The following is a 26,535-nucleotide window of genomic DNA, read 5'->3' on the forward strand; positions in this document are numbered from 1 at the left end:
TCCGGGTCCCGATGCGAAATCCAGCCCGGTCCAGCCCGGTCCGGGGCGGGACGCGGGTCAGACCAGGGAGTCCTTCCACGCCCCATGCAGGTCGGCGAAGCGTCCGCCGCCCCCGATCAGTTCCTCCGGCGTGCCGTCCTCCACGATCCGCCCGTCGTGCACCACCAGGACACGGTCCGCCGTCTCCACCGTGGACAAGCGGTGGGCGATGATCAACGCCGTCCGGCGTCTGGCTTCCGTGCCGGCCAGCAGGCGGGCCAGTCCGGCCTGCACCAGGCGTTCGGACGGGATGTCCAGTGAGGAGGTTGCCTCGTCCAGGATCAGCACGGCCGGCTGCGCCAGGAACGCCCTGGCAAAGCTGATCAGCTGCCGCTGGCCGGAGGAGACCCTGCCGCCGCGCTTGTTGACGTCGGTGTCGTAGCCCTCGGGAAGTTCAAGGATGAATTCGTGGGCGCCAACTGCCTTGGCGGCCTCTTCGATTTCGGCGCGTGATGCCTCCGGCCGGCCCAGGGCGATGTTGTCCGCCACCGAGCCGCTGAACAGGAAGGCCTCCTGGGTGACCATGACGATGTTCCGGCGGAGGTCGGTGGTGGCCAGGTCGCGGAGGTCCACGCCGTCCAGGGTGAGCGTTCCGGAGGTGACGTCGTAGAACCGGGCGATGAGTTTGGCCAGGGTGGATTTTCCAGCGCCCGTTTGTCCCACCAGCGCCACTGTCTGTCCGGCCGGGATGTGCAGGTCCAGGCGCGGCACCACCAACGGACCGTCGCCATAGCGGAACTCGACGCCGTTGAAGTCGATGCGTCCCGTGGCGCTGGGCAGGGCCACCGGGTTCCTGGGTGGCCGGACCGTGGGAACCTCTTCGAGCAGTCCGGACACCTTCTCCAGTGCTGCCTGCGCGCTCTGGAATGAGTTGTAGAACATGGCCATCTGGTCCACCGGCTGGAAGAACCGCTTGGTGGACAGGATGAGGGCCAGGAGTACGCCCACTGCCAGGCCGCCGTCCAGCACCCGGAATCCGCCGAAGAGCAGGACCACGGCAACGCAGACGTTGCCAATCAGCACCAGTCCCGGTTGGAAGATGCCGTTGAGGTTGATGGAGCGGACTGTGACCAGGCGGTAGTCCTCGGCGAGTTTCCCGTAGCGCTCCGAGTTCTCCTTCTCCTTGCGGAAGGCCTTGACGGCGCGGATGCCGGTCATGGTCTCCACGAAATGCACGATCAGCCGGGCGGAGACCACGCGGGACTCCCTGAAGGCAATCTGCGAGTGCTTCTGGTACCAGCGCGAAAGGAAGAACATCGGCACGCCGGCGGCCAGCACCAGCAAACCGCTCCGCCAGTCCAGGGCAAAGATGGTGACGGCGGTGAAGGCCATGAAGAGCATTCCCGAAGCCAGTGAACTGACCCCCGAGTCGAGGAGTTCGCGCAGTGCTTCAAGGTCTGAGGTCTGCCGGGCGATGATCCTGCCGGAGGTGTATTTCTCGTGGAACTCCAGGCTGAGCCGCTGCGTGTGCCGGAAGACGCGCACCCTGAGGTCCAGCAGCATCGCCTGGCTGAGCCGCGCCGTGGAGGTGACGTACAGGGCGGTGAGTCCCGCCGTCGCAATGGCTGCCAGAAGGTAGCCGACGCCGGTGAACACCAAGGGGGCGTTGTTGCCGGCCTGGAGGGCGGGAAGGGCATGGTCGATCCCGAACGCGATCAGTGCCGGGCCGGCCACCCGCGCGGCCTGGGACAGGACCACCATGGCGATGGTCAGCCAGAACCGCGCCCGCACGGGACGGATCAGCGATCGCAGCAGGGCAAGTGACCGCCGTCGTACTGCCCGGCTGTCGCTCTTGCTGAGGTGGGCATTGTCTTCATTGGCGGTGCCGAACGTTGCAGTGCTCATCGGGACACTTCCCCAGCATTGTCTTCAAGTGCCGACAGTTCAGAGTCCAGGTCCCGCGGCTCCCGGTCCAGGCTGGCGATGACGTAGCGGTAGTGCTGGTTATGGGCCAGCAGTTCGGTATGCGTTCCGACGGCGGCGATGCGGCCGTCTTCCAGCAGGGCCACCCGGTCCGCGAGGGCCACCGTGGACGGCCGGTGGGCCACGATCAGGGTGGTGGTGTCCTTCAGGACCTCGCGGAGGCGGGCCTCCACCAGCTCCTCGGTGTGGACGTCCAGGGCTGACAGCGGGTCGTCCAGGACCAGGATCCGCGGACGGGCGGCGATGGCACGTGCCAGGGCGATCCGTTGCCGCTGGCCGCCGGACAGGCTCAGGCCTTCCTCGCCGATCAACGTGTCCACACCCCCGGGCAGGGAATAGGCGAAGTGCGCCTGCGCCACATCGAGGGCCTCGTCCAGGACCTCCTCTGTGCGGGCCGGGGCGCCGAGCAGGACGTTGTCCCGCACGGAATTGGAAAAGAGCGTGGTGTCCTCGAAGGCCACCCCCACGATCCGGCGCAGCTCCTCCACGCCGAAGTCCCGGATGTCGACGCCGTCGATGGTGATGGCGCCGCCGGTGACGTCGTACAGGCGCGGCACCAGCTGGATCAGCGCACTCTTGCCGCTGCCGGTGATGCCCACCAGGGCCATGGTTTCGCCGGGCCGGATGTCCAGGTTGATGTCCTTGAGGATGGGCTTGTCCGGGGCGTCCTCGAAGGCGAAGGTTGCGTTGTTGAAGCGCAGTGCCCCGGCCAGCTCAGCCGGCCGGCGGGGCTGGGCGGGACTGGTGATGGTGTTTTGCGTGTCCATCACGTCGTAGTGGCGGTCGACGGCGGTCTTGGCGGTGAGTGCCATGGCCAGCAGCATGCCGGAGAATTCCACGGGGGAGGCGATGACTGCCGCGGTGGCGAAGAACGCCACCAGGGAGCCGATGCTCAACTGGCCGCTGGCGCACAGCATGACCCCGACCACCAGGCCGGCTCCCAGGGCGAGTTCAGGAAGCAGGGTGACCACCATGGTGAACGTTGCCTGGTGGCGTGCCTTCTCGATCTCTGTCTGGCGCAGGCCTTCTGCCTGCTCGTTGAAGTTTTCCAGGGCTTCCCGGCTGCGTCCGAAGGCCTTGAGCACGCGGATGCCGTGGACCGATTCCTCCACGGTGGTGGCAAGGTCGCCGGCCTGGTCCTGGCTTCGCCGCGCCACCTTGCTGAACCGGGTGCGGAACCGGAAGCTGTTGATGGTGATGGGAACGGCGGCGGCCAGGAAGATCAGGGCCAGCTGCCAGCTCATGGCGAACATGGCCACGACGCCGATGATCACCGTCAGGGTGGTGACCACCAGCATGATGGCGCCAAAAGCCATCCAGCGGCGCAGGAAGTTCAGGTCCGTCATGGCCCGGGACAGCAATTGGCCGGATCCCCACCGGTCGTGGAAGGAGACGGTCAGGTCCTGCAGATGGTTGTAGAGGGACACCCGCATGCGGGTCTCCACGGTGGTGGCGGGGTTGATGACGAACTGCCGGCGCAGCGCCACCAGTCCGGCTTCAGCGATGCCCAGGACCAGGATGACGGCAGCCGACACCCAGACCGCCTCCGGCGTGGCCCCTGGCTGCAGCGCGGTATTGACCAGGACCCGCAGCACCTGGGGGATGGTCAGCGCCACGACGCTGGCGAGCAGGGCGCACAGAAGTCCCAGCAGGAGCCTGGGGATGATGGGCCGGACGTGCGGATAAAGACGGCTGATGGATCGGAAAAATGGAGTCTGCTTGGCCATGCCCGCTTCTCAAGCTCTAAAACGAATGTAGTTTCCTCTAGCAACTACCCTATGCCATTGGCGTGAGGCGGTTCACAGGGATTTGCGGTGCTGGCCGGCTGCTTGCCCAGTCATTGCAGACCGTAATGCTTTCGGTTCAGTTGGGGGAGGTAAGGGTCAGCAGGACGGCCTCGGGTTTGCAGGCGATCCTTACCGGGGCGAAGCGTGAGGTGCCGATGCCGCCGGACACGTTGACCGGCGTCGTGCTTCCGTTGCTTGTCCAGTCGTTGAGGCCCTTCGCCCGCCAAGTGGGGAGGTCGCAGTTGGCCACGAGGGCGCCATACCCGGGGATGCACAGCTGGCCGCCGTGTGTGTGGCCGGCCAGCAGGAGGTCCGCGCCGCTTTCGGTGAAGTGGTCCAGGACCCGCTGGTACGGTGCATGGATGACCGCGATCCTGAGGTGGTCCTTGGCATCCTGGCTGACCGTTCCACGGGGCCAGCCGGCGTACCGTTCCCGGTTCAGGTGCGGGTCGTCGACGCCGGAGAAATCGAAGCGCATGCTGTTGAGGACCAATGACTGGTGGCGATTGGTCAGGTCCACCCAGCCGCTCATGCCGAAGCCGGACCGCAGGCGCGGCCAGTCGAGGGCAACCGGCTTGGGCTTCGCCTTGGACGGCCCCAGCAGGTAGGACGCAGGGTTCTTTGGGCTGGGCGCGAAGTAGTCGTTGGACCCGGGGACAAAGACGCCGGGGAACTGCAGCAGCGGTTTCAGGGCATCCAGCAGCGGGTCCACAGCCTTCACGTGGCTGAGGTTGTCGCCGGTGTTCACCACCAGGTCCGGCCGGAGGTCCGCCAGGGACCTTAGCCAGTCGGCCTTCTTCCGCTGCCCCGGCACGAAGTGGATGTCGCTCAGGTGCAGGATGCGGAACGGGCCGCGGCCGGGAGGGAGGATGGCCAGGGTTTCCTCCCGGAGGACGAACTGGTTCTTCTCCCACAAGCCGTAGCCGAAGGCTGCCATTCCGGCCGCGGCCCCGGCGCCTGCAGTGACGGCAAAGCCGCGCCCGATTGCGCGGGCGCGGCCTGCCAGGCTGTCGATGCTCATGCGTGCTTAGCCGTTGCCCTTTCCATTCCCGTTGCCATTGCTGGTGGGGGCGGGGGCCGGCGCCTGGGTGGCGGGCGCCTGCGTTGCCGGCGTGGACGGTACGGGAGCCTGGGTGGCCTGCGGGGTGGTCCTTCCAGGCGAGGTAGTGGTTGTTCCGTTGACCATGTTGCTCGGCGGTGCCGGGAACGGGTTGGTGCCGTATGCCGGGGCGATCTTCGCCATGTAGTTGGAGAACATGGGACCGGCGATCATGTAACCATCGATGCCTTTATAGAACTTGCCGTTGACCGTGATGTTCTGCCCTGCACGGTCCTGTGCTCCCAGCGGGTCGCCGAACCACGCGGCCGTTGCCAGGCCGGTGGTGTGCCCAACAACCCAGGTGGAGCCGTTGTTGTTGGACGTACCGGTCTTGGCACCAATGGGGAAGCTGGTCTTGGTGGAAATCCGGGGCTGGATCAGCGAACCGGAGCCCCTGTTCAGCACTTCCTGGAGCGCGTAGTTCACGCCGCGTGCAACCTCCGGTTTGATGGCGTCACGGCAGCTGCTGGACTGTGCCGGGAGCTGCTTGCCGGTGGCGTCCGTCACCGAGGTGATGGCGATGGGCTCGCAGTACTTGCCGTCGTTAGCGAAGGTGGCAAACGCGCTGGCCATGGTCAGCGGAGAGGTCTGCGTGGACCCCAGCAGGTTGCCCAGCGTCATCATGTTCACCTTGGGGTTCGGCTCGCTGCCGTCCGCTGAGGGCAGGCCGCTGTGCAGTCCCACCGCATCAGCGATCTTCTGGATGCCGCAGAAGTCCAGCTGTGCCGCGGACGCAAACGTCACCGTGTTGATCGAGTTGTAAAGGCCCTCCAGGACCGACAGCGGCTTGTACCACTGGGGCTCGGCGTTCTGGAGGTCGTCAGCCGCGTCCAGGCCCGCGTTCTTCTGCGCCGTGCTGTAGGCACCCTGAACCTTGCCGCAGGTGTTGCGCCACGGATAGCCGATCGGGTAGACGCGCTGGGCCGCGTTGACCATGGTGTTCATGGACTTGCCCTCGTTGAGCCACTCGGCAAAGGTGAACGGCTTCATGGTGGACCCGGGCTGGGCGCCGCCCATGCCGTTGAGGTCGTTGCCGTCCTTATCCAGCTTGTCCACGTTGAAGTTGAGCTGGGAATCGAAGCCCTGGCCGGGCAGGAATGTGGTGTTCTGGGCCATTGAGATGATCTTGCCCGTACCCGGCTGCACCGACACCATGGAGGCGCCCCACTTGTCGGGGTTGGCGCCGGCGGCGGCATTGGCCTGCTCCTGGGCCGTGGCCTGGGCCTTGGGGTCCAGTGTGGTGGTGATGGTCAGCCCGCCGCCGTAGATCAGCCGCTGGCGCTCCTTGACGTCCGCGCCGTAGGCAGGGTTGTTCTCCAGCAGGTGCAGGATGTAGTCGCAGAAGTACGGGGCCGAGGCCGCGTAGGCGCAGCCCTGCTTGGGCTGGGTCACCTTGGGCTCCACCGGGGTGGCGACGGCCGCGTCGTGTTCCGCCTGGGTGATCTTCTTCTGGTCAAGCATCAGTCCCAGCACCAGGTCCCTGCGCTGCTTTGACTTGTCGGGATTGATGATGGGGTCAAAGGCGGAGGGGCTGTTCACCAGGCCGGCCAGCAGCGCTGCCTGGGGGAGCGTCAGGTCCTTGGCGGTGGTGCTGAAGAAGTACCTGGAAGCGGCCTCGATGCCATATGCATCACGGTTGAAGAACACGATGTTCAGGTAGCCCTCAAGGATCTGGTCCTTGCTGAACTCCTTCTCCAGGGCGATGGCGAGCTTCATCTCGCGGAGCTTGTCACCAACACCCTTGTTGACGCCGTTCAGCTTGATCTGGTCCTCCTCGCCGGCGGCGGCGAGGTTGGCGTTGAGAACGTTGTTGACGTACTGCTGCGTGATGGTGGAGGCACCCTGCTTGTTGCCTCGGATGGTGCTGACCAGCGCGCGGAGGATGCCGGTGGTGTCCACGCCGCCGTGGTCATAGAACCTGCTGTCCTCGACGGCGAGGATGGCGTTCTTCATGTTCGGTGAAATCTGGTCCAGCGGAACCTTGGTGCGGTTCTCGGTATAGACGCTGGCGATCTCGCTGCCGTCGGCAGCCAGGATCCGGGTGGTCTGGCTGGGGGGATCTACCTTCAGCTCCGCCGGAAGGGAATCGAAAAAGTCGATGGAACCGCTTGCCGCGCTGCCGGAGACGGCCGCGGCAGGCACCAGGAGGCCTGCCACGAGGACACCGCAAATTGCGCTCACACCAAGGAAAAGAAGGATCTTACCCAGTGTGGTGGCAGTGTCGAATAAGGGGTTCTTGCGAGTCGCCATGTTTTCCACTTTACCGGCAAGGGCTACGCTTTCTTTCATGACCAAATGGGAGTACGCGACGATTCCGCTCATTATCCACGCCACAAAGCAGATCCTGGACCAGTGGGGAGAGGACGGCTGGGAGCTCGTCCAGGTAGTCCCCGGACCTGACGGCAACGGCCTTGTCGCCTACCTCAAAAGGGAGAAGCAGTAGCATGAGCACCCCCGCAGAAGCCCAGTCCAGCGCCGCAGCGGCGCCCGTATCCGCCGTCGAGCAGCGCCTCGCGGAACTCGGCATCACCCTGCCCGAGGTCGCCGCCCCGGTGGCCTCCTACGTTCCCGCCGTCGTCTCCGGAAGCCATGTCTACACCTCGGGCCAGTTGCCGTTTATTAACGGCAAACTCGAAGCTACGGGCAAGGTGTCCGCGGGCACCGAAGGGTACGCCGACGAGCCCACCGTTTCCCCGGAGGACGCGCAGCGCTTCGCAGCGGTGTGCGCCGTCAACGCCCTGGCTGCCGTCAAGAGCGTCATCGGGGACCTGGACCGGATCACCCGGATCGTGAAGGTGGTGGGATTCGTCGCTTCGGATCCCTCGTTCACGGGCCAGCCCGCCGTCGTCAACGGTGCCTCGGAACTGCTGGGCCGCGTCCTCGGTGACGCCGGGCAGCACGCACGTTCCGCCGTCGGCGTTGCCGTTCTTCCGCTCGACTCTCCCGTAGAGGTCGAGCTCATTGCCGAATTCAGCTAAGACCGGACACTTCCCTTGCCGCACCTCGCACGACGCCTTTTTGCACTTCCCCAAGACCTTGAAGGGGCGGCGCAAAGCTGGCTCGAACACGGCGAGCGCACCCCCCGGGCCGCGCGCTACGCCTCATCCGTAGTCCTCCTGCGTGATTCACCCACCGGCCTGGAGACTTGGCTGGGTTACCGGCCAGGCTCCTCGCCGCTGGGCGTCCTGGCGTTCCCCGGCGGGTCCCTTGACCCGGCCGACGACGACGCCATGGGTTGGCTGGGACCCTCACCGCAGCATTGGGCCGAGCAGATGGGAACGGACGACGTCGGGCTGGCCCGCCGCCACGTGGGGGGCGCCATCCGGGAACTCTTCGAGGAGACCGGCGTGCTCCTGGCCGGTCCCGACATGTCCAGCACGGTGGAGGCCACGTCCACGTCCGAGTGGATGCGGGCACGCGTGGCGGTGGCCGACCAGGAGAAGACGCTTGCCCAGGTGCTGGGCAAGCGCGGGCTCTCCCTGCGCACCGACCTGCTCAAGTCCCTCGTCAACTGGCGCAGCCCCGACTTCGCGCACCGCCGCTTCGACACCCGCTACTTCGCCGCCACGGTGCCGCTGGGCCAGGAACCTTCGCTGCTGGACGGCAAGGGCGTGTGGGGCAGGTGGGTCAACGCCGCGCAGGTGATCCAGGAGCGGAACTCCACGGCGCTGGGCGACGAGGCAGGCCAGGAGAACACGGTGGGCCGCCCGCTGGGCGAACTGCTGGTCCCGGGTTCCGAAATCATGCTCGAGAAGATGGCCGCGGCCAACGGCTGCATTGCCTACCTGAGCTACAAGCGCAAGCCCCACGTTTACCAGCCAACCCTGGTTGAAGAGGACGGCAGGCTCATGCTCGAAGTCGAGGCTGCCAAGACCGTGGCGGGGGACCACCAGCGCGAACGCTGACGCTCCACGGAGCCGGGTAAAATCTTCACCAAAGCCACACCGGGAGCAAGGGGGCGCCTTTGCGCGCAACGGTCAAGGACGTAGCGCGCCTCGCAGGGGTTTCGCCAAAGACCGTCTCGAACGTCATGAACGGCATTGTTCCGGTCAGCGGCCCCACCAGGATCAAGGTGGAGCAGGCCATGGCGGAACTGGACTACGTTCCCAACCTCTCTGCCCGGGGACTGCGCAACGGAAGGTCGGGCGTCATCGCCCTGGCCCTGCCCGATCTGGCCACGCCGTACTCCGCCGAGATCGCACACAGCGTGGTGGAGGTGGCCCACGAGCAGGGGTGGAGCGTGCAGATCGAGGAGACGGGGTCCGATCCCACGCGCGAATACGAGCTGATGTCGCGGGCGCGGTCCAACCTCATCGACGGGCTCATCCTCAACCCCGTGGTTTTGGACGAGAGTGCCGTGAAGGTGGGGGTTGCCCTGCCTCCGGTGGTCCTGCTGGGTGAGGTGACGCAGAAACTGGCTGACCGTGTATGGGTGGACAGTGTTGCCGCCGCACGGGACATGACGCTGGCGCTGGGCAGCACCGGCAGGCGCCGTATTGCCGTGCTGGGGGCCGCGGAAGGCAGGGGCTCGGCGGCGGCCGTCCTCCGCACCCGTGGGTACCAGGCTGCACTCGAAGAACTTGGCATTGGCTGGGATGACTCACTGATCATCCCCTGCGAAAAGTGGAGCCCGGATACGGCGGCGAAAGCGCTGTCCACCTACCTTGACTCGCATCCCCTGCCCGAGGCCTTGTTCTGCTTCACCGACTCCATGGCCATCGGGGCCCTCAGTGTGCTGTGGAAGCGGGGCATCAGGGTGCCCGACGACGTGGCCGTAGCCGGCTTCGACGACATCGCCGACGCCAGGTATGCAGTGCCGTCGCTGACCACCGTTTCCTTTGACAAGCGCCAGGTGGCCAGGGAGGCCTTGCGCCTCCTGACCGAGCGCATGGCCGACCGTGAGGGCCCGCAGAAGGTAGTGGCCATCGATTACCGGATCGTGGAACGGCAGAGTACCTCCTAGGCTCCTGCCCTCCGACCGGGATCCTGGCGCGGGAGCCCTAATCGAGAGTGGCGGGTCACTTTGCGAACGCTAACAATTATCCATTGCGGTGGCCATTACATCGATGTAATGTGAGGCGTGCGTCACACCGGGGGCCCCGCGGGGCATGGCTGCCCAGCATGCGGCAGCAACGGTTTGTGGCGCGGGAATGACTTTCAGCGGACCCATCCAAAGGAGTGACGGGTGAAGCAGTTTGATTTTTTCGCAGGCAGGCAGCTGTCGAGACGGCAGCTGTTGTCGGGAACCGCAGCAATGGGCAGCGTCATTGCTGCGGCGGCCCTGGCAGGGTGCGGTGGGAATGCCTCCGCAGCGGCCGCCAGGGACATCCAGTTCTGGCATCTGTTGTCCGGCGGCGACGGCATCAAGATGCAGGCCATGATCAACAAGGCGAACGAAGCCAACCCCGGGTTCAAGGTGCACCCGACCGTCCTTGCGTGGGGCCCGCCCTACTACACCAAGCTCGCCATGGCCTCGGCCGGCGGCCGGCCGCCGGAGTTGGCCATCATGCACGCCAGCCGTGTCCCGGGCTACGCCCCGGGCGGCCTGATTGAGCCCTGGGACCTCTCGCTGCTGGCAGAGCACGGCGTCACCGGCGCCGACTTTGCCCCGCGGATCTGGCAGAAGAGCCAGCAGGACGGCAAGGTGTTTTCCATCGCCCTGGATTCGCACCCGTTCATCATGTTCTACAACACGGACATTGCCCGCAAGGCCGGCGTCCTGGGTGGTAACGGGCAGCTGCAGGAGGTCACGTCCCCGCAGGGGTTCATGGCCATGGCCAAGGAAATGCAGAAGGTCACGCAGGCCCACGGGTTGTCCTTTGGCTACCTCGGCAGCGGATCGCAGATGTGGCGGCTGTTCTACACGCTCTACAAGCAGCACGGCGCGGACATGACGCTGACGCCGGGCCAGCCGATGAAGGTTGACCGGGACGCCGCCATTGAGTCGCTGGAATTCATGGCATCGCTTTTCGACGACACCATTGCGGCAAAGAGCGGCGACATCAGCACCGGCATCGCGGAATTCGCCCGCGGCGGCTCGGGCATGCTGTTCAGCGGCGTCTGGGAACTGCCGACCATGAAGAAGGCAGGCCTCCCGGTGGACGCTGCAACGATCCCCACGCTCTTTGGCACCCCGGCCGCGTACGCGGACTCGCATTCCTTCGTCCTGCCACGGCAATTGAACGTGGACGATACGAAGCGGCGCGATGTCTACAAGTTCGTCAGCGACATCCTCAAAGGATCGCTGTCCTGGGCGGAGGCAGGACACATCCCCGCCTACCAGCCCGTGGTCCAGTCCCAGGCGTATAAGGCCCTCACACCGCAGGTGCATTACGCCAACGCCGCGGACGTCATTGCCTACGATCCCGAAGCCTGGTTCAGCGGCTCCGGTTCCGACTGGCAGACCTACTTTGCCGAAAACGTCCAAAACGTCCTCCTAGGCCGCGACAAGGCAGCGGCCGGATGGGACGCCTTCGAAAAGCGCACCAACACCCTTCTTTCCCGGCCAAATCCGGTCTAACCGCCCGAGCGACAAAGGAGTCCTTCATGAGTTCTTCACCAGCAGCCCGGCGCAGGACCGGGAGCCTCGCCAGGAGCAACCTCAGCGGTTGGGGGTTTGCGGCGCCCTTCCTGGCTTTCTTCGTCGTCTTCCTGGTGTGGCCGGTTCTTTACGGCATCTATATGAGCCTCACCGGCAAATCCCTTACCGGAGCCAACGACAGCGTGATCGGTTTCGCGAACTACGCCGAAGCCTTCGCCGATGCCGACATGTGGCGTTCGCTCGGCAACACCCTCTACTTCACCGTCATCAGCACGGTCCCGCTGGTGCTGGTCGCTTTGGTGATGGCGGCACTGCTCAACGCCGGCCTGCCGGCGCAGTGGCTGTGGCGCCTGTCCTACTTTGCCCCGTACCTGCTCGCGTCCACCGTCGTTTCGCTGTTCTTCAGCTGGATGTACAACCCGCAGCTGGGCCTCATCAACGATTCCCTGTCCAGGATCGGCATCCCCAAAGTCGCCTGGCTCAACGACCCCAACGTGGCCATGTGGGCCATCGTCATTGCCACGCTGTGGTGGACGGTGGGGTTCAACTTCCTGCTGTACCTGGCGGCCATGCAGAACATCCCGCAGCAGCACTATGAGGCGGCATCCCTCGACGGCGCCGGAGCCTGGCGCCAGCTCTTCTCGATCACCTTGCCGCAACTGGGCCCCACCACCGTGATGATCGTGCTCCTCCAGGTCCTTGCCTCGCTCAAGATCTTCGACCAGGTGTACCAGATGACCGCCGGCGGGCCCGGAGGGTCCACCAGGCCGGTGGTGCAGTACATCTTCGAAACCGGGTTCACCGGCTACCGGCTGGGCTATTCCGCAGCCATCTCCTACATCTTCTTCGGACTGATCGTGGTCGTCTCGGTCATGCAGTTCGTCATCACCCGCCGCAGGAGTGCATAACCATGGCAACCCAGACCATCAGCCGGCCCCGACCAGGCACCAACACCAGCCAGGAAACCCGCCAGCCCCGCAAGACGATGACCCCGGGCAAGATCGCCACCCTGGTGGTGGCCGCGGCCATCGCGGTCCTGTGGCTGGTCCCGTTCGCCTGGGCCACCGCCACCGCCTTCAAGAGCGAGACGGATGCCGCAGCTCCGAAGGTCAGCTGGCTGCCGCCGTCGGGCTTTACTGCCGACGCATTCGTCAAGGTCTTCCAGGACGGAAACATCCCGCTTTGGACGTGGAATTCCCTCTATACCTCGGCCGCCATCACGGCCATCACCCTGGTGATCTCGGCGCTCGTGGCCTACGCCTTGTCCCGGATCGACTTCAAGGGCAAGAAGGTGCTGATGACGGTGATCATCGCCTCCATCATCGTCCCGCCGCCGGTCCTGATCATTCCGCTCTTCTACCAGATGCTCGCCCTGCACATGGTGGACACCTCATGGGCCATCATCCTGCCCCAGGTCATCCACCCGGCCATGGTGTTCGTACTCAAGAAGTTCTTCGACCAGATTCCCCGCGAACTTGAGGAGGCCGCGGTGATGGACGGTGCCAGCCGCATGAGGATCTTCACCCAGATCATCCTGCCGTTGTCCCGGCCCATCCTGGCCGCCGTCGCCATCTTTGTGTTCATCGGCGCATGGAACAACTTCCTGTGGCCGTTCATCGCCACCAACGACGCCTCGCTGCTCACCCTCCCGGTGGGCCTGCAAACCATCAAGAGCGCCTACGGCATCCAGTACGCGCAGAACATGGCGTCCGCCCTGCTCGCGGCGCTGCCGCTCATCCTCGTGTTCCTTTTCTTCCAGCGCCAGATCATCAAGGGCGTCGCGACGACGGGCCTCGCCGGAACCTGAGCCGGCACCTTCCGCCCATCCAGACCCACACCTGCGAACCAACCACAACCAAGGAGATGTCCCACATGTCCCGCGCACGGATCACCCTCGACCGCGACTTCACCATCGGCGAAGTCCCCCGACGCCTCTTTGGCTCCTTCGTGGAGCACATGGGCCGCTGCGTCTACACCGGCATCTACGAACCGGGCCACCCTGAAGCGGATGAAAACGGCTTCCGGCAGGACGTCCTCAAACTCGTCAAGGAACTCGGCGCCACCGTCATCCGCTACCCGGGCGGCAACTTCATCTCCGGCTACAACTGGGAAGACGGCATCGGCCCCCGCGAAAACCGGCCCCGCCGGCTGGACGGCGCCTGGCACACCGTGGAGACCAATGCGTTCGGCCTCCACGAATTCGTGGACTGGTCCCGCCAGGCCGGCACGGAAATCATGGAAGCCATCAACCTGGGCACCGGGGGAGTGGACGCGGCCCGCGAGATCGTCGAGTACGCCAACCACCCCGGCGGCAGCTACTGGTCCGACCTCCGCGCGAAGAACGGCCACAAGGATCCGTTCAACATCAAGCTCTGGTGCCTGGGCAACGAGATGGACGGGCCGTGGCAGATCGGCCACAAGACCGCAGAGGAATACGGCCGTCTGGCCCAGGAAGCCGCCAAGGCCATGCGTTTCGTGGACCCGGACATTGAACTGGTGGCCTGCGGAAGTTCCAACTCCGGCATGCCCACCTTCGGCGCCTGGGAGCAGACTGTCCTGACCCATGCCTACGACGAGGTGGACTACGTCTCCCTCCACGCCTACTACCAGGAGCACGACGGCGACGTGGGCAGCTTCCTCGCCAGCGCAGTCGACACCGACTATTTCATCGAGTCAGTCATCGCAACCGCCGACGCCGTCCGGGCGAAGGGAAAGCACAAGAAACACATCAACCTTTCCTTCGACGAATGGAATGTCTGGTACCAGCGCGGCCGGGACACCGAGGACCAGCTGCGCAACGTCGCCAAGGCCGGCTGGCGCGAGCACCCCCGGCTTATCGAGGACAAGTACAACGTGACGGATGCCGTGGTGGTGGGAACCCTGCTGAACTCGCTGCTCCGCCACGGCGACCGCGTCAAAATCGCCAACCAGGCGCAGCTGGTCAACGTGATCGCCCCGATCTTCAGCGAGGAGAACGGCCCGGCCTGGCGCCAGACCATCTTCCACCCGTTCGCCCGGATGGCAGAGCTGGCCAAGGGCCAGATCCTGCGGTTGTCCGTGGACTCGGACCAGTACGCCAACAGCCGGTTTGGTGACACGGACCTGGTGGATGTCAGCGCCACCTGGAACGAGGAAACCGGCCGCGTGGCCCTGTTCCTGGCCAACCGCGGCCTGGAAGAGGCCGCGGACGTGGAGGTCAGCCTGCGGGGCTTCGACGCACGGCGGGTGGTCAGGGCGGAGGTGCTCGAGATCCCGGAAGGCGGCGACCGCTTCACCATCAACAACCAGGAAAAACCCGACCGGGTGGGCCTGAAGCCGCTTGAGGGAGCCAAGGCAACCGGATCTGAGCTCCGGCTGGGACTTCCCGCCCTGTCGTGGGCTGTGGTGGAACTGGACGTGGCGAAGAACTGACCCACGTTCCAGGCACAAAAGGTCAGGCACAAAAGGTCAGGCACAGGAAAGGCCGCCCCGAGGGGCGGCCTTTCCTGTTGGGCCTGGTTTTTGTTGGGCTTGGTATTTCTTGGTTCTGGTTTTTGTTGGTCCTAGCGGGAGCGCTGGCGGAGGCGCTGCATGTCCAGGATGACCACCGCGCGGGCTTCGAGGCGCAGCCAGCCGCGCTGGACGAACTCGGCCAGGGCCTTGTTGACCGTTTCGCGGGAGGCGCCCACCAGCTGCGCCAGTTCTTCCTGCGTGAGCTCGTGGGCCACCAGGACGCCGTCGGTAGCCGGCCGGCCGAAGCGGTCCGCCAGGTCCAGCAGCGCCTTTGCCACGCGGCCGGGGACGTCGGAGAACACAAGGTCCGAGAGGGAGTCGTTGGTGCGGCGCAGGCGGCGGGCCAGGGCCTGCAGCAGCTGGGCCGAAACCTCCGGGCGGGTGCGCAGCAGGGCGTTCAGGCTCTCGTTCTTCAGCCCGGCCAGCCGGGTTTCGGAGACCGCGGTGGCGGTGGCGGTGCGGGGGCTGGGGTCGAACAGCGCCATCTCACCAAAGAGCTCGCCCGGGCCGAGGATGGCCAGGAGCGATTCACGGCCGTCGGGCGAGGTGCGGCCAAGCTTTACCTTGCCGGAGACGATGAAGTACAGCTGGTCACCCTGGTCACCTTCGCGGAACACCGAAGCGCCGCGGGACAGGTCCACCTCGGTGAGCTCGTCCGTCAGCAGCCGGAATGCGTCGTCGTCGAGCGTGGCGAAAAGGGGTGCTCGGCGCAGTACCTCGATGTCCATGAAATCTCCTGAGTAAAAGTATCGGCTGTGGCGCTTGTGCCATTGTTTCAGAATTTTCAACGTTCTGTGACGAACTTGGCAGCCGAAACGCCTGCGGGCAACCGAATGCAGGTCTGCCGGAGGGCGGTGCACGCCACAGAAGATTGTCAGCGTCCGCCACTAGAATGGGGGTTCAACTGTAAATAAGGAGCCTTTGTGGTCGGCCTGACTGTCCTGGACATCGTCCTGATCCTGGCGCTGCTGTCATACCTGATCTATGGCCTCCGCAACGGGTTCCTGGTCACTGTCGGCGGCCTCGCCGGGTTTGCTGCCGGTGCCATCGCCGCATTCTTTGCCGTCCCCCTCGTCAGCACCTTTGTCGAGGACTCCGGGTGGAGGCTTACCGCCATCATCGCTGCCGCCGTCGTGCTGATGGCCGTGGGACATGGCCTGGGCACCATGGCCGGGCGGCAACTGCGCGGCGTGGTGCGGATCCGTCCCTTGCGGGCGGTGGACCGGCTGGTGGGCGGGGCGCTGAACCTGGTGGTCTCCGCGCTGGTCATGTCCATGCTGGCGTTCAGCGTCAGCTCCCTGGGCGTGCCTTTCGTGTCCCAGCAGCTGGCCGAGTCCAAGGTGATCCGCTTCATCGACGGGCTCACCCCCACCCCCGTCAAGGCCACCATGGCGCAGCTGCGGTCCACCGTGATCGGCAACGGCATTCCCACGTTGATCGAAGGGCTGGACCAGGGCCAGGCGGTCCAGGTGCCCAACACCAGCACCAACACTCCGGCGCTGAACAAAGCGGCGCAGTCCGTCCTGAGGATCGCCGGCACTGCCTACGAATGCGGCCAGAACCAGACCGGCAGCGGCTTCGTGGTTTCCCCGGACCGCGTGGTGACCAACGCCCATGTCGTTGCGGGCGTGTCGCAGCCGGTAGTGGAGATGCCCGACGGCGGTGCGATGCCCGGCCGCGTGGTCTACTTCGACACCAAGCGGGATCTGGCGGTCCTGGCGGTGGACAACCTGCCGTCCCGGCCGCTGCCGCTGAGCCGCGACCTGCCCGGCGGCAGCCAGGCCGCGTTCGCCGGGTACCCGCACGGCGGGCCTTTCCAGTCCAAGCCCGCCACCGTGCAGGACATTGCCACGGTCCTGGTCCCGGACATCTACGGGAACAACCCGTCCCCGGAGGACATCTACCGCCTTGCCGGGGACGTGCAGCCGGGAAACTCGGGCGGCCCGCTGCTGACCACTGACGGCCAGGTGGCCGGGGTGGTCTTTGCCAAGGCAACCTCTGACGCCGAGGTGGGGTTCGCCATCACCATGAACGATCTTGACCCGGTCGCGGAGCAGGCACCCGCATTGTCCACACCCGTCTCCTCCGGGCAGTGCATCCAGAAGTAGCGGCTCCCGGCTACAGGACCTCGGCCAGGTAGTCGATGGCAAGTTTGTAGCCGAACACCCCGGCACCAACGATCACCGCCGCGCAGACCGGCGACAGGTAGGAGTGGTGCCGGAATTCCTCGCGCTGGTGCACGTTGGTGATGTGCACCTCGACGGTGGGCACCTGCACGGCGGCCAGGGCGTCACGAAGAGCCACGGACGTGTGCGTGAAGGCGCCGGCGTTCAGGACAATGCCCACCGCGGTGCCCCGGGCGGCGTGGATGGTGTCCAGCAGGACGCCTTCGTGGTTGGACTGGACGCACTCCACTGCGAAACCGTGCCGCTCTCCGGCGGAAGCGGCCAGCCGCTCCACATCGGCAAGGGTGGAGGTGCCGTACTTCTCCGGCTCCCGCGTACCCAGCAGGTTCAGGTTGGGGCCATTGATGACCAGGATGGTGCCGCGGCCGGCTTCGACGGTGGAGGAGGCTTCAGTCATGCCTGCAAATCTATCGGTTGGCCCTGCCCGCCGCGCATTCTTACGTCCGGATGCGCGGCGGGCAGGGGGTCCGATGGCTGTTTAGAGGGCCGTCGCCTTCAGCAGCAGGGCATGCTCGGGGTTCAGCACCGGCATCGGCAGCCCTACCTCCGCGAGGAAACGGCCGTTGGCAACGGCTCCACCGGCAAGCCACGCCGGCGGTTGCGCCTGGGTGAAGGTGTGCGCGTAGTCGGCGTCCTCCTGGACGGGGGCGAGGACCTCAATCCGGTAATTCCGCTCCGGCTCCAGGCCGGGGAGGCCCATGCGTCCGGGCTGCTCCGCGGCAGAGGTGCGCGTGCCCACAACGGCGAACAGGGCCGCCGTCGTGCTGTCCGCGATGGACCCGTCCGCCACCACGCCGTGCAGCAGGAAGGCATCATCGGCGACGTCCGCGTGGACCCGGCGGCCGCTGTGGATCAGGTCCCGGTGTTCCTTGTACAGGCCCACGATGCGCCGAAGTTCGTCGCGCTCCTTGCCCTGGACGCTCCGGACGTCCCATTCCATGCCAAAGTGGCCGAACAGGGCGGTGATGGCCCGGAAGGACAGGTCGTGCGTGCGGGCGGTGGTGTGCGACGTGGTGGGGCCGATGTGGCTGCCCACCAGCTCGGGCGGGACCACCGCGCCGGTCCAGCGTTGGATGGTCTGCCGTTCCAGCGCATCGTTGCAGTCCGAGGCCCAGATCCGGTCGGTCCGCTCCAGGATGCCCAGGTCCACGCGCGCGCCGCCGGAGGAGCAGCTTTCAATCTCCACGCCGGGGTGTGCCTTGCGGAGCTCGTCGAACAACCGGTACGCGGCGAGGGTCTGCGCGTGGACGGAAGGGGCGCCGGCGTGGCCGTGTTCCACGAGGTCGCGGTTCTGGTCCCACTTCAGGTAGCTGATGTTGTTGCCGGACAGGAGCCCGTCGATCCGGTCGTAGATGTACTGCCACGCGTCCGGGTTCACCAGGTCGATGACGTGCTGGTTGCGCCACTCCAGGGGCAGCCGGCCGCCGTCCTTGTGTGCCTTCGCCGACGGGCCCACGATCCAGTCAGGGTGGGCGCGCGCGATGTCCGAGTCAAGGTTGACCATCTCCGGTTCAACCCACAGCCCAAACTCCATGCCGCGGGAGGTGACGGCGTCGATGAGGGGGGCCAGGCCGTTGGGCCACAGGGTTTCGTCCACGTACCAGTCGCCCAGGCCTGCATGGTCGTCCCGGCGGCCGCGGAACCAGCCGTCGTCGAGCACGAAGCGCTCCACGCCGAGGTCGGCGGCCGATTCCGCCAGTTCGGTCAGGATGTCCAGGTTGTGGTTGAAGTAGACGGCCTCCCAGACGTTGAGGACGACGGGCCGCGGCTTGCCGGCGGGCAGGCCGGTGGACGCGGCGGGCAGGACATGGTGGGGACGGGAGCGGAACCAGCTGTAGAACGCTTCGGTAATGCCGTCCAGGCCGTGGTCGGAGTAGGCGGCGAACAAAGCGGGGGTGGTGTAGCGGGCACCTGGTTCAAGGATGACTTCGGCGGGACCCAGCAGCTCGGAACCGCCGATCATGGTCCGGCCGTCGCCGATGGTGTCGGCGAACTGTTCATGGTTGCCGCTCCAGGCCAGGTGGGTGGCCCACACCCTGCCGTGCCGGTTGCCGAAGCCCTTGGTGCCGGCGGCGAACAGCAGGGAGGAATCGTGGCCGGTGCGGCCGTGCCGGCCGGTGCGAACCCAGGTGCCCTGCTGGATGGGGCGGCGCTGGGGATGCCGCTCGCGGCACCAGCGCCCGGTCAGGTCAAGGAGTTCGACGGCGTCCGGTGCCACGGGCAGGACGGTCGCCAGCTCGTCCACCTGGAAAGGCGTGGTTCCCTCATTGGTGATGGTGTGGCGCAGTTCCAGCAGGCCGCCCGCATGAAGCGCAAGGGACGTGGCGACGCTCAGGCCCGTGTCGCCGTCGGCCTGCACGATGGTGGCGCAGGATCCTTCGGTGCTGACGGAGGTGACGCGGAGGCGCGAGGAGAAGTCCAGGCCGGCGCCGCTGTCCGTGATCCTGTGGCCACGCAGGGCCGGGCGCCCGCGCCAGGCCGAGGAAGCCTGGGGGAGGAGGCCCGCGGGAACGCGGACGTCGATCGACGAGGGCGGCACCGCAGCCGTGAGGATGGCCAGGTCCGGCAGGTCTGCGCCCAGCTCGGCGCCCCAGTGGATGACTTCGGCCTCTCCGCTGTCGAAGCTGATCACCAGGCTGGTGCCGGCGGAACGGAGGTGCAAGGGATCCATAGGGAAGTCTCTTTCAGTGTTCAGGGATTGCGTCGTCACGAACGCGCAAAAGGAAAATCACGGGAAGGGGAGGCCGGGTGCCGCCGCCGCGAGGAGGGGACGGCGGCACCCGGCCGGGGGGGGGGGGGGGCCCCCCCCCCCCCCCCCCGGGGGGGGGGGGGGGGGGGGGGCGGCGGGGGGGGGGGGGGGCGGGCGCCCCCCGGCCGGGTGGCTGCGACCACATACGCAGCCACGTGCGGGGGCTACTTGAAGAGGGCGTTGACCTGGCCGTTGGCGGCCGTCAGGGAGCTGGCCTTGGATTTGCCGGAGACCACGGAGTCCATGGCCGGCTTCATGATGCCGTCAACCTTCGCGGCGTTGTCAGCGATCGGGTAGAGGAACGTGGTGCCGTCCTTGACCTGCTGGCTGAAGGGGGTGACGTCCACGCCCTTGGCCTTGAAGGCTTCCACGGCCTTGTCTGCGGAGGTCTTGATGGCGGGGAAGACGACGGCCTTGGAAGCCACCACGTCCTGGCAGGCGGCGGAGCCGAGGTATTCGACCCACTTGATGGCGGCCTCGGGCTTCTTGGTGCCGGCGTAGATGGAGTCCGCCAGGCCGTTGTACATGCTGGCGCGCTTGCCGTTGACACCCACCGGGGTGGGGGCGATGCCCACCTTGACGTCCTTGTAGCCGGTGTACTGACCGATCATCCAGGAGCCGTTGGCGTTGATGACGGACTTGCCGGCGGCGAAGGTATCGGCCATGCTGGCGCCCACCGTGGTTTCGAGCTTGGGCATGTAGCCCTTCTCCACCAGCCCGGCGAACCAGTCGATGCTTTCCTGGAACTTGGGGTCGTCGTAGTTGAAGTGCTTGCCCCACGGGTTCTTGTCCGTGTGCGTCCAGCCGGTGGTGCCGGTCAGGTAGCTCCATTCGGTCTGGCCCTGGCCGGAACCGGAGCCGTTGAGGCCGAGCCCGTAGACGGCAACGTTGTTCTTGTCGAAGCCGGGCTCGTCGCCGCGCTTGCCGTTCTTGTCCACGGTCAGGTGGGCGATGGTCTTTTCGTACGAACCGCCGTCCTTCGGATTCCACGTCAGGTTGGCCATCTGCTCCGGGGTGACGCCGGCGTCCGCGGCAAGTTTGGTGTTGTAGAACAGCGCGATGGTGTCCCAGTCCTTGGGAAGTCCGTAGCGCTTGCCGTCCTGGCCCACCCAGAGGTCCGCCAGGCCGGAGTTGTAGATGCCGGTGTCGATGTTGTCCTTCTTGACGGCGTCGTCCAGGGCGAGCAGCTGCTTGTTCTTGATGAATTCGGGGTACTTGCCCAGGTGGTCGGTGAAGACGTCCGGGGCGGTGCCTGCCACGAATCCGTTGGTCAGGGTGCCCCAGTAATCGTCCCAGCCGCGCTGGGTGACCTTGACGGTGATGTCCGGGTTGGCCTTGTGGAAGTCGTCGGCGCACTGCTTGTAGGCGGGGAGCTGGTTGGCGTCCCAGAGCCAGTAGTTGATCTCGCCCTTGCCGGCTTCCGCGGAGCCGCCGCCTCCGCAGGCGGAGAGGGCCAGGACTGCTGCCGCGGCTGCTGCGAGGGAGCCGAGTGCTTTCTTGTTCAGGTTCATGGGGGTCCTTTCAGGGTGCTTCCGGGCAGGCCGCCGTGGCGCGCGCCGGGAGGGGGAATTTCGAGGGAAGGGGTGATTACTTGATGCCGGAGAAGCCGATGGAGTTGACGATTTTCTTGCCGAAGACGGCGAACAGGATCAGGACGGGAAGGGCGGAGACCAGCGTGGCCGCCATAAGGCCGGACCAGTCCGGCGCTCCCTGCGGCGATTGGGACTTGAAGACGCCCAGGCCCACCGTGAGGACGCGGACGGACTCCTCCTGGCCCACCAGCAGCGGCCAGAAGTACTCGTTCCACTGGCCGATGAAGGTGAGCAGGGCCAGGGTGGCGATGGGGGCTGCGGCGTTTGGCAGGATGATCTGGAAGAAGATCCGAAGGTGCTTGGCGCCGTCGAGCATTGCCGCTTCCTCCACCTCGCGGGACATGTTCAGGAAGAACTGCCGGAGGAAGAAAATGGCGAACGGGGTCATGAAGATGTAGGGGAGTACCAGCCCCGCCATGGTGTTGAGCAGGCCCAGGTTCTTGATCAGGAGGAAGTTGGGCAGCGCGGTGAAGATCGGCGGCACCATCATGGTGGCCAGGAACAGGCTGAAGACCAGGTTCCGTCCCCGCCACCGCAGCCGGGCGAAGGCGTAGGCGGCCATGGCGCTGAAGAACACTGCGCCGGTGGTGGTGATGGAGGCAAAGAGCACGGAGTTGCGCAGGTAGATCCAGAAGTCGATTTGCGCGCCGGATCCGCCCTGGGCCACTGCCTCTTCGGGGGACTGCAGGCCGAAGACGCGCTGGAATGCGCCCAGGCTGAATTCTGCGGGCAGCAGGTTGGTGGCGTTGCCGGCCAGGGCCCCGTTGGTGGACAGTGCCGTCCGGAGGATCCAGTAGAAGGGGAGGACCGAGACGGCCACGGCGATGGCCACAAGGAACCAGGCGGCGGTGCGGCGCCAGTTGAACGGACGACGCCGGGTGGCGGGCCGGGCGGGTGCGGAGACTTTTGCGGTGGTCATGGAAGTGTCCTTAATCCAGGTCTGATTCGTTGCCCTTGAGGAACTTCATCTGGATGAAGGCCACCAGGGCGAGGATGACGAAGAGGATGACCGCCAGGGCGGAGCCGTAGCCGAAGTCCGATTCCGTGAAGGCCTTTTGGTAGATGTAGAACTGCAGCACCCGGCTGGCATTGACGGGTCCGCCCAGGGTGGTGACGGCAACGGTGTCGAACACCTGGAAGGAACCGATGACGGTGACGATCAGGACCAGCGCGAGCACCGGGCGCAGCAGCGGCATGGTGATCTTGCGGAATGTTTGCCAGGGTGAGGCGCCGTCCAGGTTGGCCACTTCGTAGACGTGGCTGGGAATGGCCTGCAGGCCGGCGAACAGCAGCAGGGCGGTGTAGCCCATGTGCCGCCAGGTGTTGATGAGGGCCTGGGTGGGGATGGCCCATTCCTCGCTGCCGAAGAATGCCACCTTGGGCAGGCCGATGGCGTCGATGAAGTAGTTGACGATGCCGATCTGGTAGTCCAGGAGCCAGAACCAGAGGAGGGCGGCGATCACGTTCGCCATCAGGTACGGCAGCAGGAGCGCGCCGCGGATCACGGTTGATTTGGCTACCCGGTGCATCAGCAGGGCAAGCCCCAGTGCGAGCGTGGTCTGGAGGAGGATGTTGATCAGGACGTACTGCCCGGTGACAGCCAGCGCATTCCAGAACAGGGGGTCCTTGGCGATGGCCTCATAGTTGGCGGCACCGATCCACGTCGGGTCGCCGAGGATGCTGTATTCGGTGAAGCTGAGGTAGATGCCCCGCAGGGTGGGCACCAGGTAGAAAACGATAAATCCGATCATCGCCGGGGCTATGAAGAACAATGCGATCTTCAGGTCGCTCTGTCCCCGGCGCTTCAGCGGCCGGTGCGCTGGGTGCACTGCCGGGCTGGCGTTCCTGGTAAGGGTGGTCATCGTCGACCCTTTCCTGAGTGTGATGGAAGTAACAGGCTGGAAAGAAATCTACACGAGTAGATATTGGACGGCAAGGGCTTATTTCAATGTTTCAAAACCAGGGCAATTACGCCAGTGACTGGATATTGACTCGAGTAGATGCGGGTGAAACACTCGGAGAAACTTCAATCGGAAGGCAAACAATGACGTTCTCCATCGGCATCGTGGGCGCGGGCCAGTTCGGCAGCCAGTTCGCACACCTGTTCAACCTGCATCCCGGCGTCAGTGCGGTCTATGTTGTGGACGAGCTGCCGGAGCGGGCTGAATCCGTGGTCCGAAGGCTGGATCTTGCCGGCGTCGTGCCCGACTTTGACGCCCTTCTGGCCTCCGACGTCGACGCCGTGGCGGTCTTTACCCAGCGCTGGACGCACGGACCCCTGGTGGAGCGTGCTCTCCGCGCCGGCAAGCACGTCTACTCAGCCGTGCCCATGGCGGTTGCCGAAGAGGAGATCGCCCGCATCATCCAGGCCATCCGGGACACCGGCAAGGTGTACATGATGGGTGAGACCAGCTACTACAACCCCGCCACCGTGTATGCCCGCGAACAGCAGGCGGCCGGCAGGTTTGGCCGGGTCTTCTACTCCGAAGGCGACTACGTCCACGACATGGACCTCGGCTTTTATGACGCCTACCAGTACAGCGGGGGCGAGCGGTGGAAGGAGACGGCAAGCTACCCGCCAATGCTCTACCCCACCCATGCGATCGGCGGGGTGCTGGGGGCCATCCCGGCGCACGCCGTCAGCGTCAGCTGCGTGGGCGTCAAGGACCAGCGGGACGACGGGGTATTCGACAAGGACGTCAGCATGTTCGGCAATGACTTCTCCAACGCCACGGCGCTCTTTGAACTGAACGACGGCGGCGTGATGCGCACCAACGAGATGCGCCGCGTGGGCTATCCGTCCCACATCCGCGAATCGCGCTTCCGGTTTTTTGGCACGGAGGCAAGCTTTGAACAGCTCGCCAGGGTCACCGTCTGGCAGGACAAACAGAATGTCCACGACATCTCCGAGCAGATGGAAACCCGGCCCAGCATGTCCCTGGACGATCCCTCACTGGCCAACGTGGCCCCGGAACTCCGGGACGCATTCGTGTCGGGACTCGCTCCCGTCCACGACGCCGGACGGTTGCCTGAGGAGTTCCGCGGCGCACCGAACGGGCACGAGGGAAGCCACCATTTCCTGGTGGACGACTTCGTCACGGCGGTCAATGACGGCACACTGCCGCCCGTGAATGCGTGGGTGGCCGCCCGCTTCACCCTCCCGGGTATCGTGGCCCACCAGTCCGCCCTGCAAAACGGCGTACGGCTTCCCATCCGTGACTTTGGGGATGCGCCGGGTATGAGTGGTTAGCATGGACAGCATGACTTCCCCGGCCGCGCAGGCCTCCCGCGGCGGCCCGGTGACCCGCAAGGATGTGGCGCGCTATGCCGGCGTCAGCACCGCCGTCGTCAGTTACGTGGTCAATGGCGGACCCAAGAAAGTGGCGCCGGCCACCGAAGCCAAGGTCCAGGACGCCATCCGCGTCCTGGGCTACCGGCCCAACGCCGCCGCGCGGGCGCTGAAGCTCGGCTCAAGCGAGACCCTGGGGCTTATCGTCCCGGACATCTCGAACCCGTTCTTCTCACTGTTTTCGCACGCCGTGGAGGATGCCGCCGCAGACCTGGGGTACGCGCTGGTGTTGAGCAACTCGGACGGAAACCTGGCCAAGGAACGCCGCAACATCCGGAACCTCGCCGCCCGGCAGGTGGACGGCGTCCTGCTGGCCAGCGTCCTTTTCGAACCCGATCTCGAGGCGCTGGAAACGGCGGACATCCCGTCCGTGCTGCTCAACCAGGAACGTGACGCCCCGGGCTTCAACAGCATCGGTGTGGACCTGGCGGCCGGAGCCAGGATCGCGGTGGAACACCTGATCAGCCATGGCCACACCAACATCGGCCTGGCCATGGGAACCAACGTCTCCGGGGAGACCGACGGCCGTGAAGTAGGTTGGCGGCAGGCGCTCCAGGAAGCTGGTCTGCCCGAGGGGCCCATTGCCTACAGTGCCTTCACCCGGCCCGGAGGGTACGTGGCCGGGCAACGCCTCCTGGCGTCAGTGAACCGGCCAACGGCCGTCTTCGCCACGTCCGATATGCAGGGGATTGGACTGCTGCGGGCCATCCATGAAGCGGGACTGTCTGTTCCGGGCGACATTGCCGTGGCGTCTTTTGACGGCTCGGCCGACTCTGAATACTCCTGGCCGCCGCTGACCACCGTTGAGCAGCCGGTGGCGGCCATGGCGGAGGCTGCCGTGGCGGCACTCGTTGGAGCCAGCCGGGGGGAGGCCCCGCGGCACCGGATCTTTCCCACCAAACTGCACGTACGCCAATCCTGCGGCTGCCCCTAGCCGGCCGACTGCATGGCGGGCAGGCGCAGCCTGGTCCGCTCCTGCAGGACCCGCCGGGCCTCCGGGCCAAGTCCGGAATCGCTGATGACCTCATCCACGTCATCCAGGGCGGCGATGGAACTGATGCCCAGCATTCCCCATTTGGTGTGGTCGGCCAGCACCACTGTCTTGCGCGCTGCTGCCATGAAGGCCCGGTCGGTTTCGGCTTCGAGCAGGTTGGGTGTGGTGAAGCCCGCCTCGGCATCCATCCCGTGGACGCCCAGGAACAGCACGTCCAGGTGCAGTTGCTTGAGGGCGCCCGTTGCGATGGGCCCCACCAGGGCGTCTGAGGGCGTGCGCTCGCCGCCCACCAGGATCACGGTGGAGGAGTAACGGGCCGAGCCGGACGAGGCAGCGTGGTGGAAGAGGTCCGCGATCCTGACAGAGTTGGTGACCACCGTGATCCGCGGCCCTCCAACCAGTTCCTTGGCCAATGCCCACGTGGTGGTGCCGGCACCCAGGCCGACCGCCATGCCCTCGTGGACCAGGGCGGCCGCCTCCACGGCGATGGCGCGCTTCTCCACGGTCAACTGCGTGGACTTCAGCTCGAAACCGGGCTCATGCGTGCTTGCATCCCCCGGCAGCTTGGCGCCGCCGTGGATTCGTTCCAGCTTGCCGCCCTCCTCGAGCAGCTCGATGTCCCGCCTCACCGTCATCAACGAGACGCCAAGCTGGGTGGCGAGGTCCGAGACCCGGACCACCCGCTCCCGCTGGACGGCATCCAGGATTGCTTGGTGTCGGGCGGCAGGCAGCATGGAGGCGGATCCTTCAACGCGGGTGGCAAGGGTGCTCCCAGCATACGGCG

The 26,535-nt window shown here is 65.9% G+C and carries 22 protein-coding genes; 11 read left to right on the forward strand and 11 right to left on the reverse strand.

Annotation, left to right across the window (positions count from 1 at the left end):
- Nucleotides 1-57: 57 nt before the first annotated feature.
- The 4 genes from FB478_RS15365 to FB478_RS15380 all read right to left on the reverse strand — a co-directional run bounded on the left by FB478_RS15365 (nt 58) and on the right by FB478_RS15380 (nt 7,098).
- Nucleotides 58-1,884, reverse strand: coding sequence for an ABC transporter ATP-binding protein (locus FB478_RS15365; RefSeq protein WP_056392561.1), 1,827 nt, complete (start codon nt 1,882-1,884; stop codon nt 58-60).
- The gene (locus FB478_RS15370; protein ID WP_144601052.1) at nt 1,881-3,689 is read right to left on the reverse strand and encodes an ABC transporter ATP-binding protein; all 1,809 of its coding nucleotides are present in this window, start codon (nt 3,687-3,689) and stop codon (nt 1,881-1,883) included. The genes FB478_RS15365 and FB478_RS15370 overlap by 4 nt, the downstream gene beginning before the upstream one ends.
- Before the next feature lie 136 nt (nt 3,690-3,825).
- The gene (locus tag FB478_RS15375; RefSeq protein ID WP_144601053.1) at nt 3,826-4,770 is read right to left on the reverse strand and encodes a metallophosphoesterase; all 945 of its coding nucleotides are present in this window, start codon (nt 4,768-4,770) and stop codon (nt 3,826-3,828) included.
- Nucleotides 4,771-4,776: 6 nt separating this feature from the next.
- Nucleotides 4,777-7,098, reverse strand: a complete 2,322-nt coding sequence (locus FB478_RS15380) for a transglycosylase domain-containing protein (RefSeq protein WP_144601054.1) — start codon at nt 7,096-7,098, stop codon at nt 4,777-4,779.
- Between the two features lie 37 nt (nt 7,099-7,135).
- On the opposite strand from FB478_RS15380, the gene FB478_RS15385 reads away from it, so the two are divergent.
- The 8 genes from FB478_RS15385 to FB478_RS15420 all read left to right on the forward strand — a co-directional run bounded on the left by FB478_RS15385 (nt 7,136) and on the right by FB478_RS15420 (nt 14,800).
- On the forward strand, nt 7,136-7,291 hold the full coding sequence (locus tag FB478_RS15385; RefSeq protein ID WP_009359196.1) for a DUF4177 domain-containing protein: 156 nt from the start codon (nt 7,136-7,138) through the stop codon (nt 7,289-7,291).
- Nucleotide 7,292: 1 nt separating this feature from the next.
- A complete protein-coding gene (locus tag FB478_RS15390; protein ID WP_018768982.1) occupies nt 7,293-7,826 on the forward strand; it encodes a RidA family protein in 534 nt (177 codons plus the stop codon).
- Nucleotides 7,827-7,841: 15 nt separating this feature from the next.
- On the forward strand, nt 7,842-8,753 hold the full coding sequence (locus tag FB478_RS15395; RefSeq protein WP_144601055.1) for an NUDIX hydrolase: 912 nt from the start codon (nt 7,842-7,844) through the stop codon (nt 8,751-8,753).
- Nucleotides 8,754-8,812: 59 nt separating this feature from the next.
- On the forward strand, nt 8,813-9,811 hold the full coding sequence (locus FB478_RS15400) for a LacI family DNA-binding transcriptional regulator (RefSeq protein WP_026265720.1): 999 nt from the start codon (nt 8,813-8,815) through the stop codon (nt 9,809-9,811).
- Nucleotides 9,812-10,102: 291 nt separating this feature from the next.
- Nucleotides 10,103-11,368, forward strand: coding sequence for an extracellular solute-binding protein (locus tag FB478_RS15405; protein ID WP_377204863.1), 1,266 nt, complete (start codon nt 10,103-10,105; stop codon nt 11,366-11,368).
- Nucleotides 11,369-11,394: 26 nt separating this feature from the next.
- A complete protein-coding gene (locus FB478_RS15410) occupies nt 11,395-12,297 on the forward strand; it encodes a carbohydrate ABC transporter permease (RefSeq protein WP_018768978.1) in 903 nt (300 codons plus the stop codon).
- Nucleotides 12,298-12,299: 2 nt separating this feature from the next.
- Nucleotides 12,300-13,196: a carbohydrate ABC transporter permease gene (locus tag FB478_RS15415; RefSeq protein WP_018768977.1), complete on the forward strand. Its 897-nt coding sequence runs from the start codon at nt 12,300-12,302 to the stop codon at nt 13,194-13,196.
- Between the two features lie 65 nt (nt 13,197-13,261).
- Nucleotides 13,262-14,800 (forward strand): alpha-N-arabinofuranosidase, encoded by a 1,539-nt coding sequence (locus tag FB478_RS15420; protein ID WP_144601056.1) that lies wholly within the window; start codon nt 13,262-13,264, stop codon nt 14,798-14,800.
- A 131-nt stretch (nt 14,801-14,931) separates the two neighbouring features.
- On the opposite strand, the gene FB478_RS15425 is transcribed toward FB478_RS15420, so the two are convergent.
- The gene (locus tag FB478_RS15425) at nt 14,932-15,609 is read right to left on the reverse strand and encodes a Crp/Fnr family transcriptional regulator (protein ID WP_011775987.1); all 678 of its coding nucleotides are present in this window, start codon (nt 15,607-15,609) and stop codon (nt 14,932-14,934) included.
- A gap of 195 nt (nt 15,610-15,804) precedes the next feature.
- Between FB478_RS15425 and FB478_RS15430 the strand changes: the two genes are divergently transcribed.
- A complete protein-coding gene (locus FB478_RS15430) occupies nt 15,805-16,989 on the forward strand; it encodes a MarP family serine protease (RefSeq protein WP_134164154.1) in 1,185 nt (394 codons plus the stop codon).
- A gap of 10 nt (nt 16,990-16,999) precedes the next feature.
- Here FB478_RS15430 and aroQ read toward each other — a convergent pair whose 3' ends face one another.
- The 5 genes from aroQ to FB478_RS15455 form a co-directional block, all read right to left on the reverse strand.
- Entirely contained in the window at nt 17,000-17,464 is a 465-nt protein-coding gene (aroQ, locus tag FB478_RS15435; protein ID WP_018768974.1) for a type II 3-dehydroquinate dehydratase, read from the reverse strand.
- An 81-nt stretch (nt 17,465-17,545) separates the two neighbouring features.
- On the reverse strand, nt 17,546-19,738 hold the full coding sequence (locus tag FB478_RS15440) for an alpha-galactosidase (protein WP_144601057.1): 2,193 nt from the start codon (nt 19,736-19,738) through the stop codon (nt 17,546-17,548).
- A 242-nt stretch (nt 19,739-19,980) separates the two neighbouring features.
- Complete coding sequence (locus tag FB478_RS15445) at nt 19,981-21,327, reverse strand: sugar ABC transporter substrate-binding protein (protein ID WP_144601058.1); 1,347 nt, start codon at nt 21,325-21,327, stop codon at nt 19,981-19,983.
- A gap of 76 nt (nt 21,328-21,403) precedes the next feature.
- Nucleotides 21,404-22,327 (reverse strand): carbohydrate ABC transporter permease, encoded by a 924-nt coding sequence (locus FB478_RS15450; protein WP_018768971.1) that lies wholly within the window; start codon nt 22,325-22,327, stop codon nt 21,404-21,406.
- Between the two features lie 10 nt (nt 22,328-22,337).
- Nucleotides 22,338-23,270, reverse strand: a complete 933-nt coding sequence (locus tag FB478_RS15455) for a carbohydrate ABC transporter permease (protein WP_144601059.1) — start codon at nt 23,268-23,270, stop codon at nt 22,338-22,340.
- A gap of 182 nt (nt 23,271-23,452) precedes the next feature.
- On the opposite strand from FB478_RS15455, the gene FB478_RS15460 reads away from it, so the two are divergent.
- Nucleotides 23,453-24,658, forward strand: a complete 1,206-nt coding sequence (locus FB478_RS15460) for a Gfo/Idh/MocA family protein (protein ID WP_144601060.1) — start codon at nt 23,453-23,455, stop codon at nt 24,656-24,658.
- A 10-nt stretch (nt 24,659-24,668) separates the two neighbouring features.
- On the forward strand, nt 24,669-25,691 hold the full coding sequence (locus tag FB478_RS15465; protein WP_144601061.1) for a LacI family DNA-binding transcriptional regulator: 1,023 nt from the start codon (nt 24,669-24,671) through the stop codon (nt 25,689-25,691).
- Here the strand turns inward: FB478_RS15465 and FB478_RS15470 are convergent.
- Nucleotides 25,688-26,485 (reverse strand): DeoR/GlpR family DNA-binding transcription regulator, encoded by a 798-nt coding sequence (locus FB478_RS15470; protein WP_144601062.1) that lies wholly within the window; start codon nt 26,483-26,485, stop codon nt 25,688-25,690. The genes FB478_RS15465 and FB478_RS15470 overlap by 4 nt on opposite strands.
- Nucleotides 26,486-26,535 lie beyond the last annotated feature (50 nt).

Source organism: Arthrobacter sp. AG367 (genome assembly GCF_007828995.1).
In the GTDB taxonomy this organism is placed as follows: Bacteria; Actinomycetota; Actinomycetes; order Actinomycetales; family Micrococcaceae; genus Arthrobacter.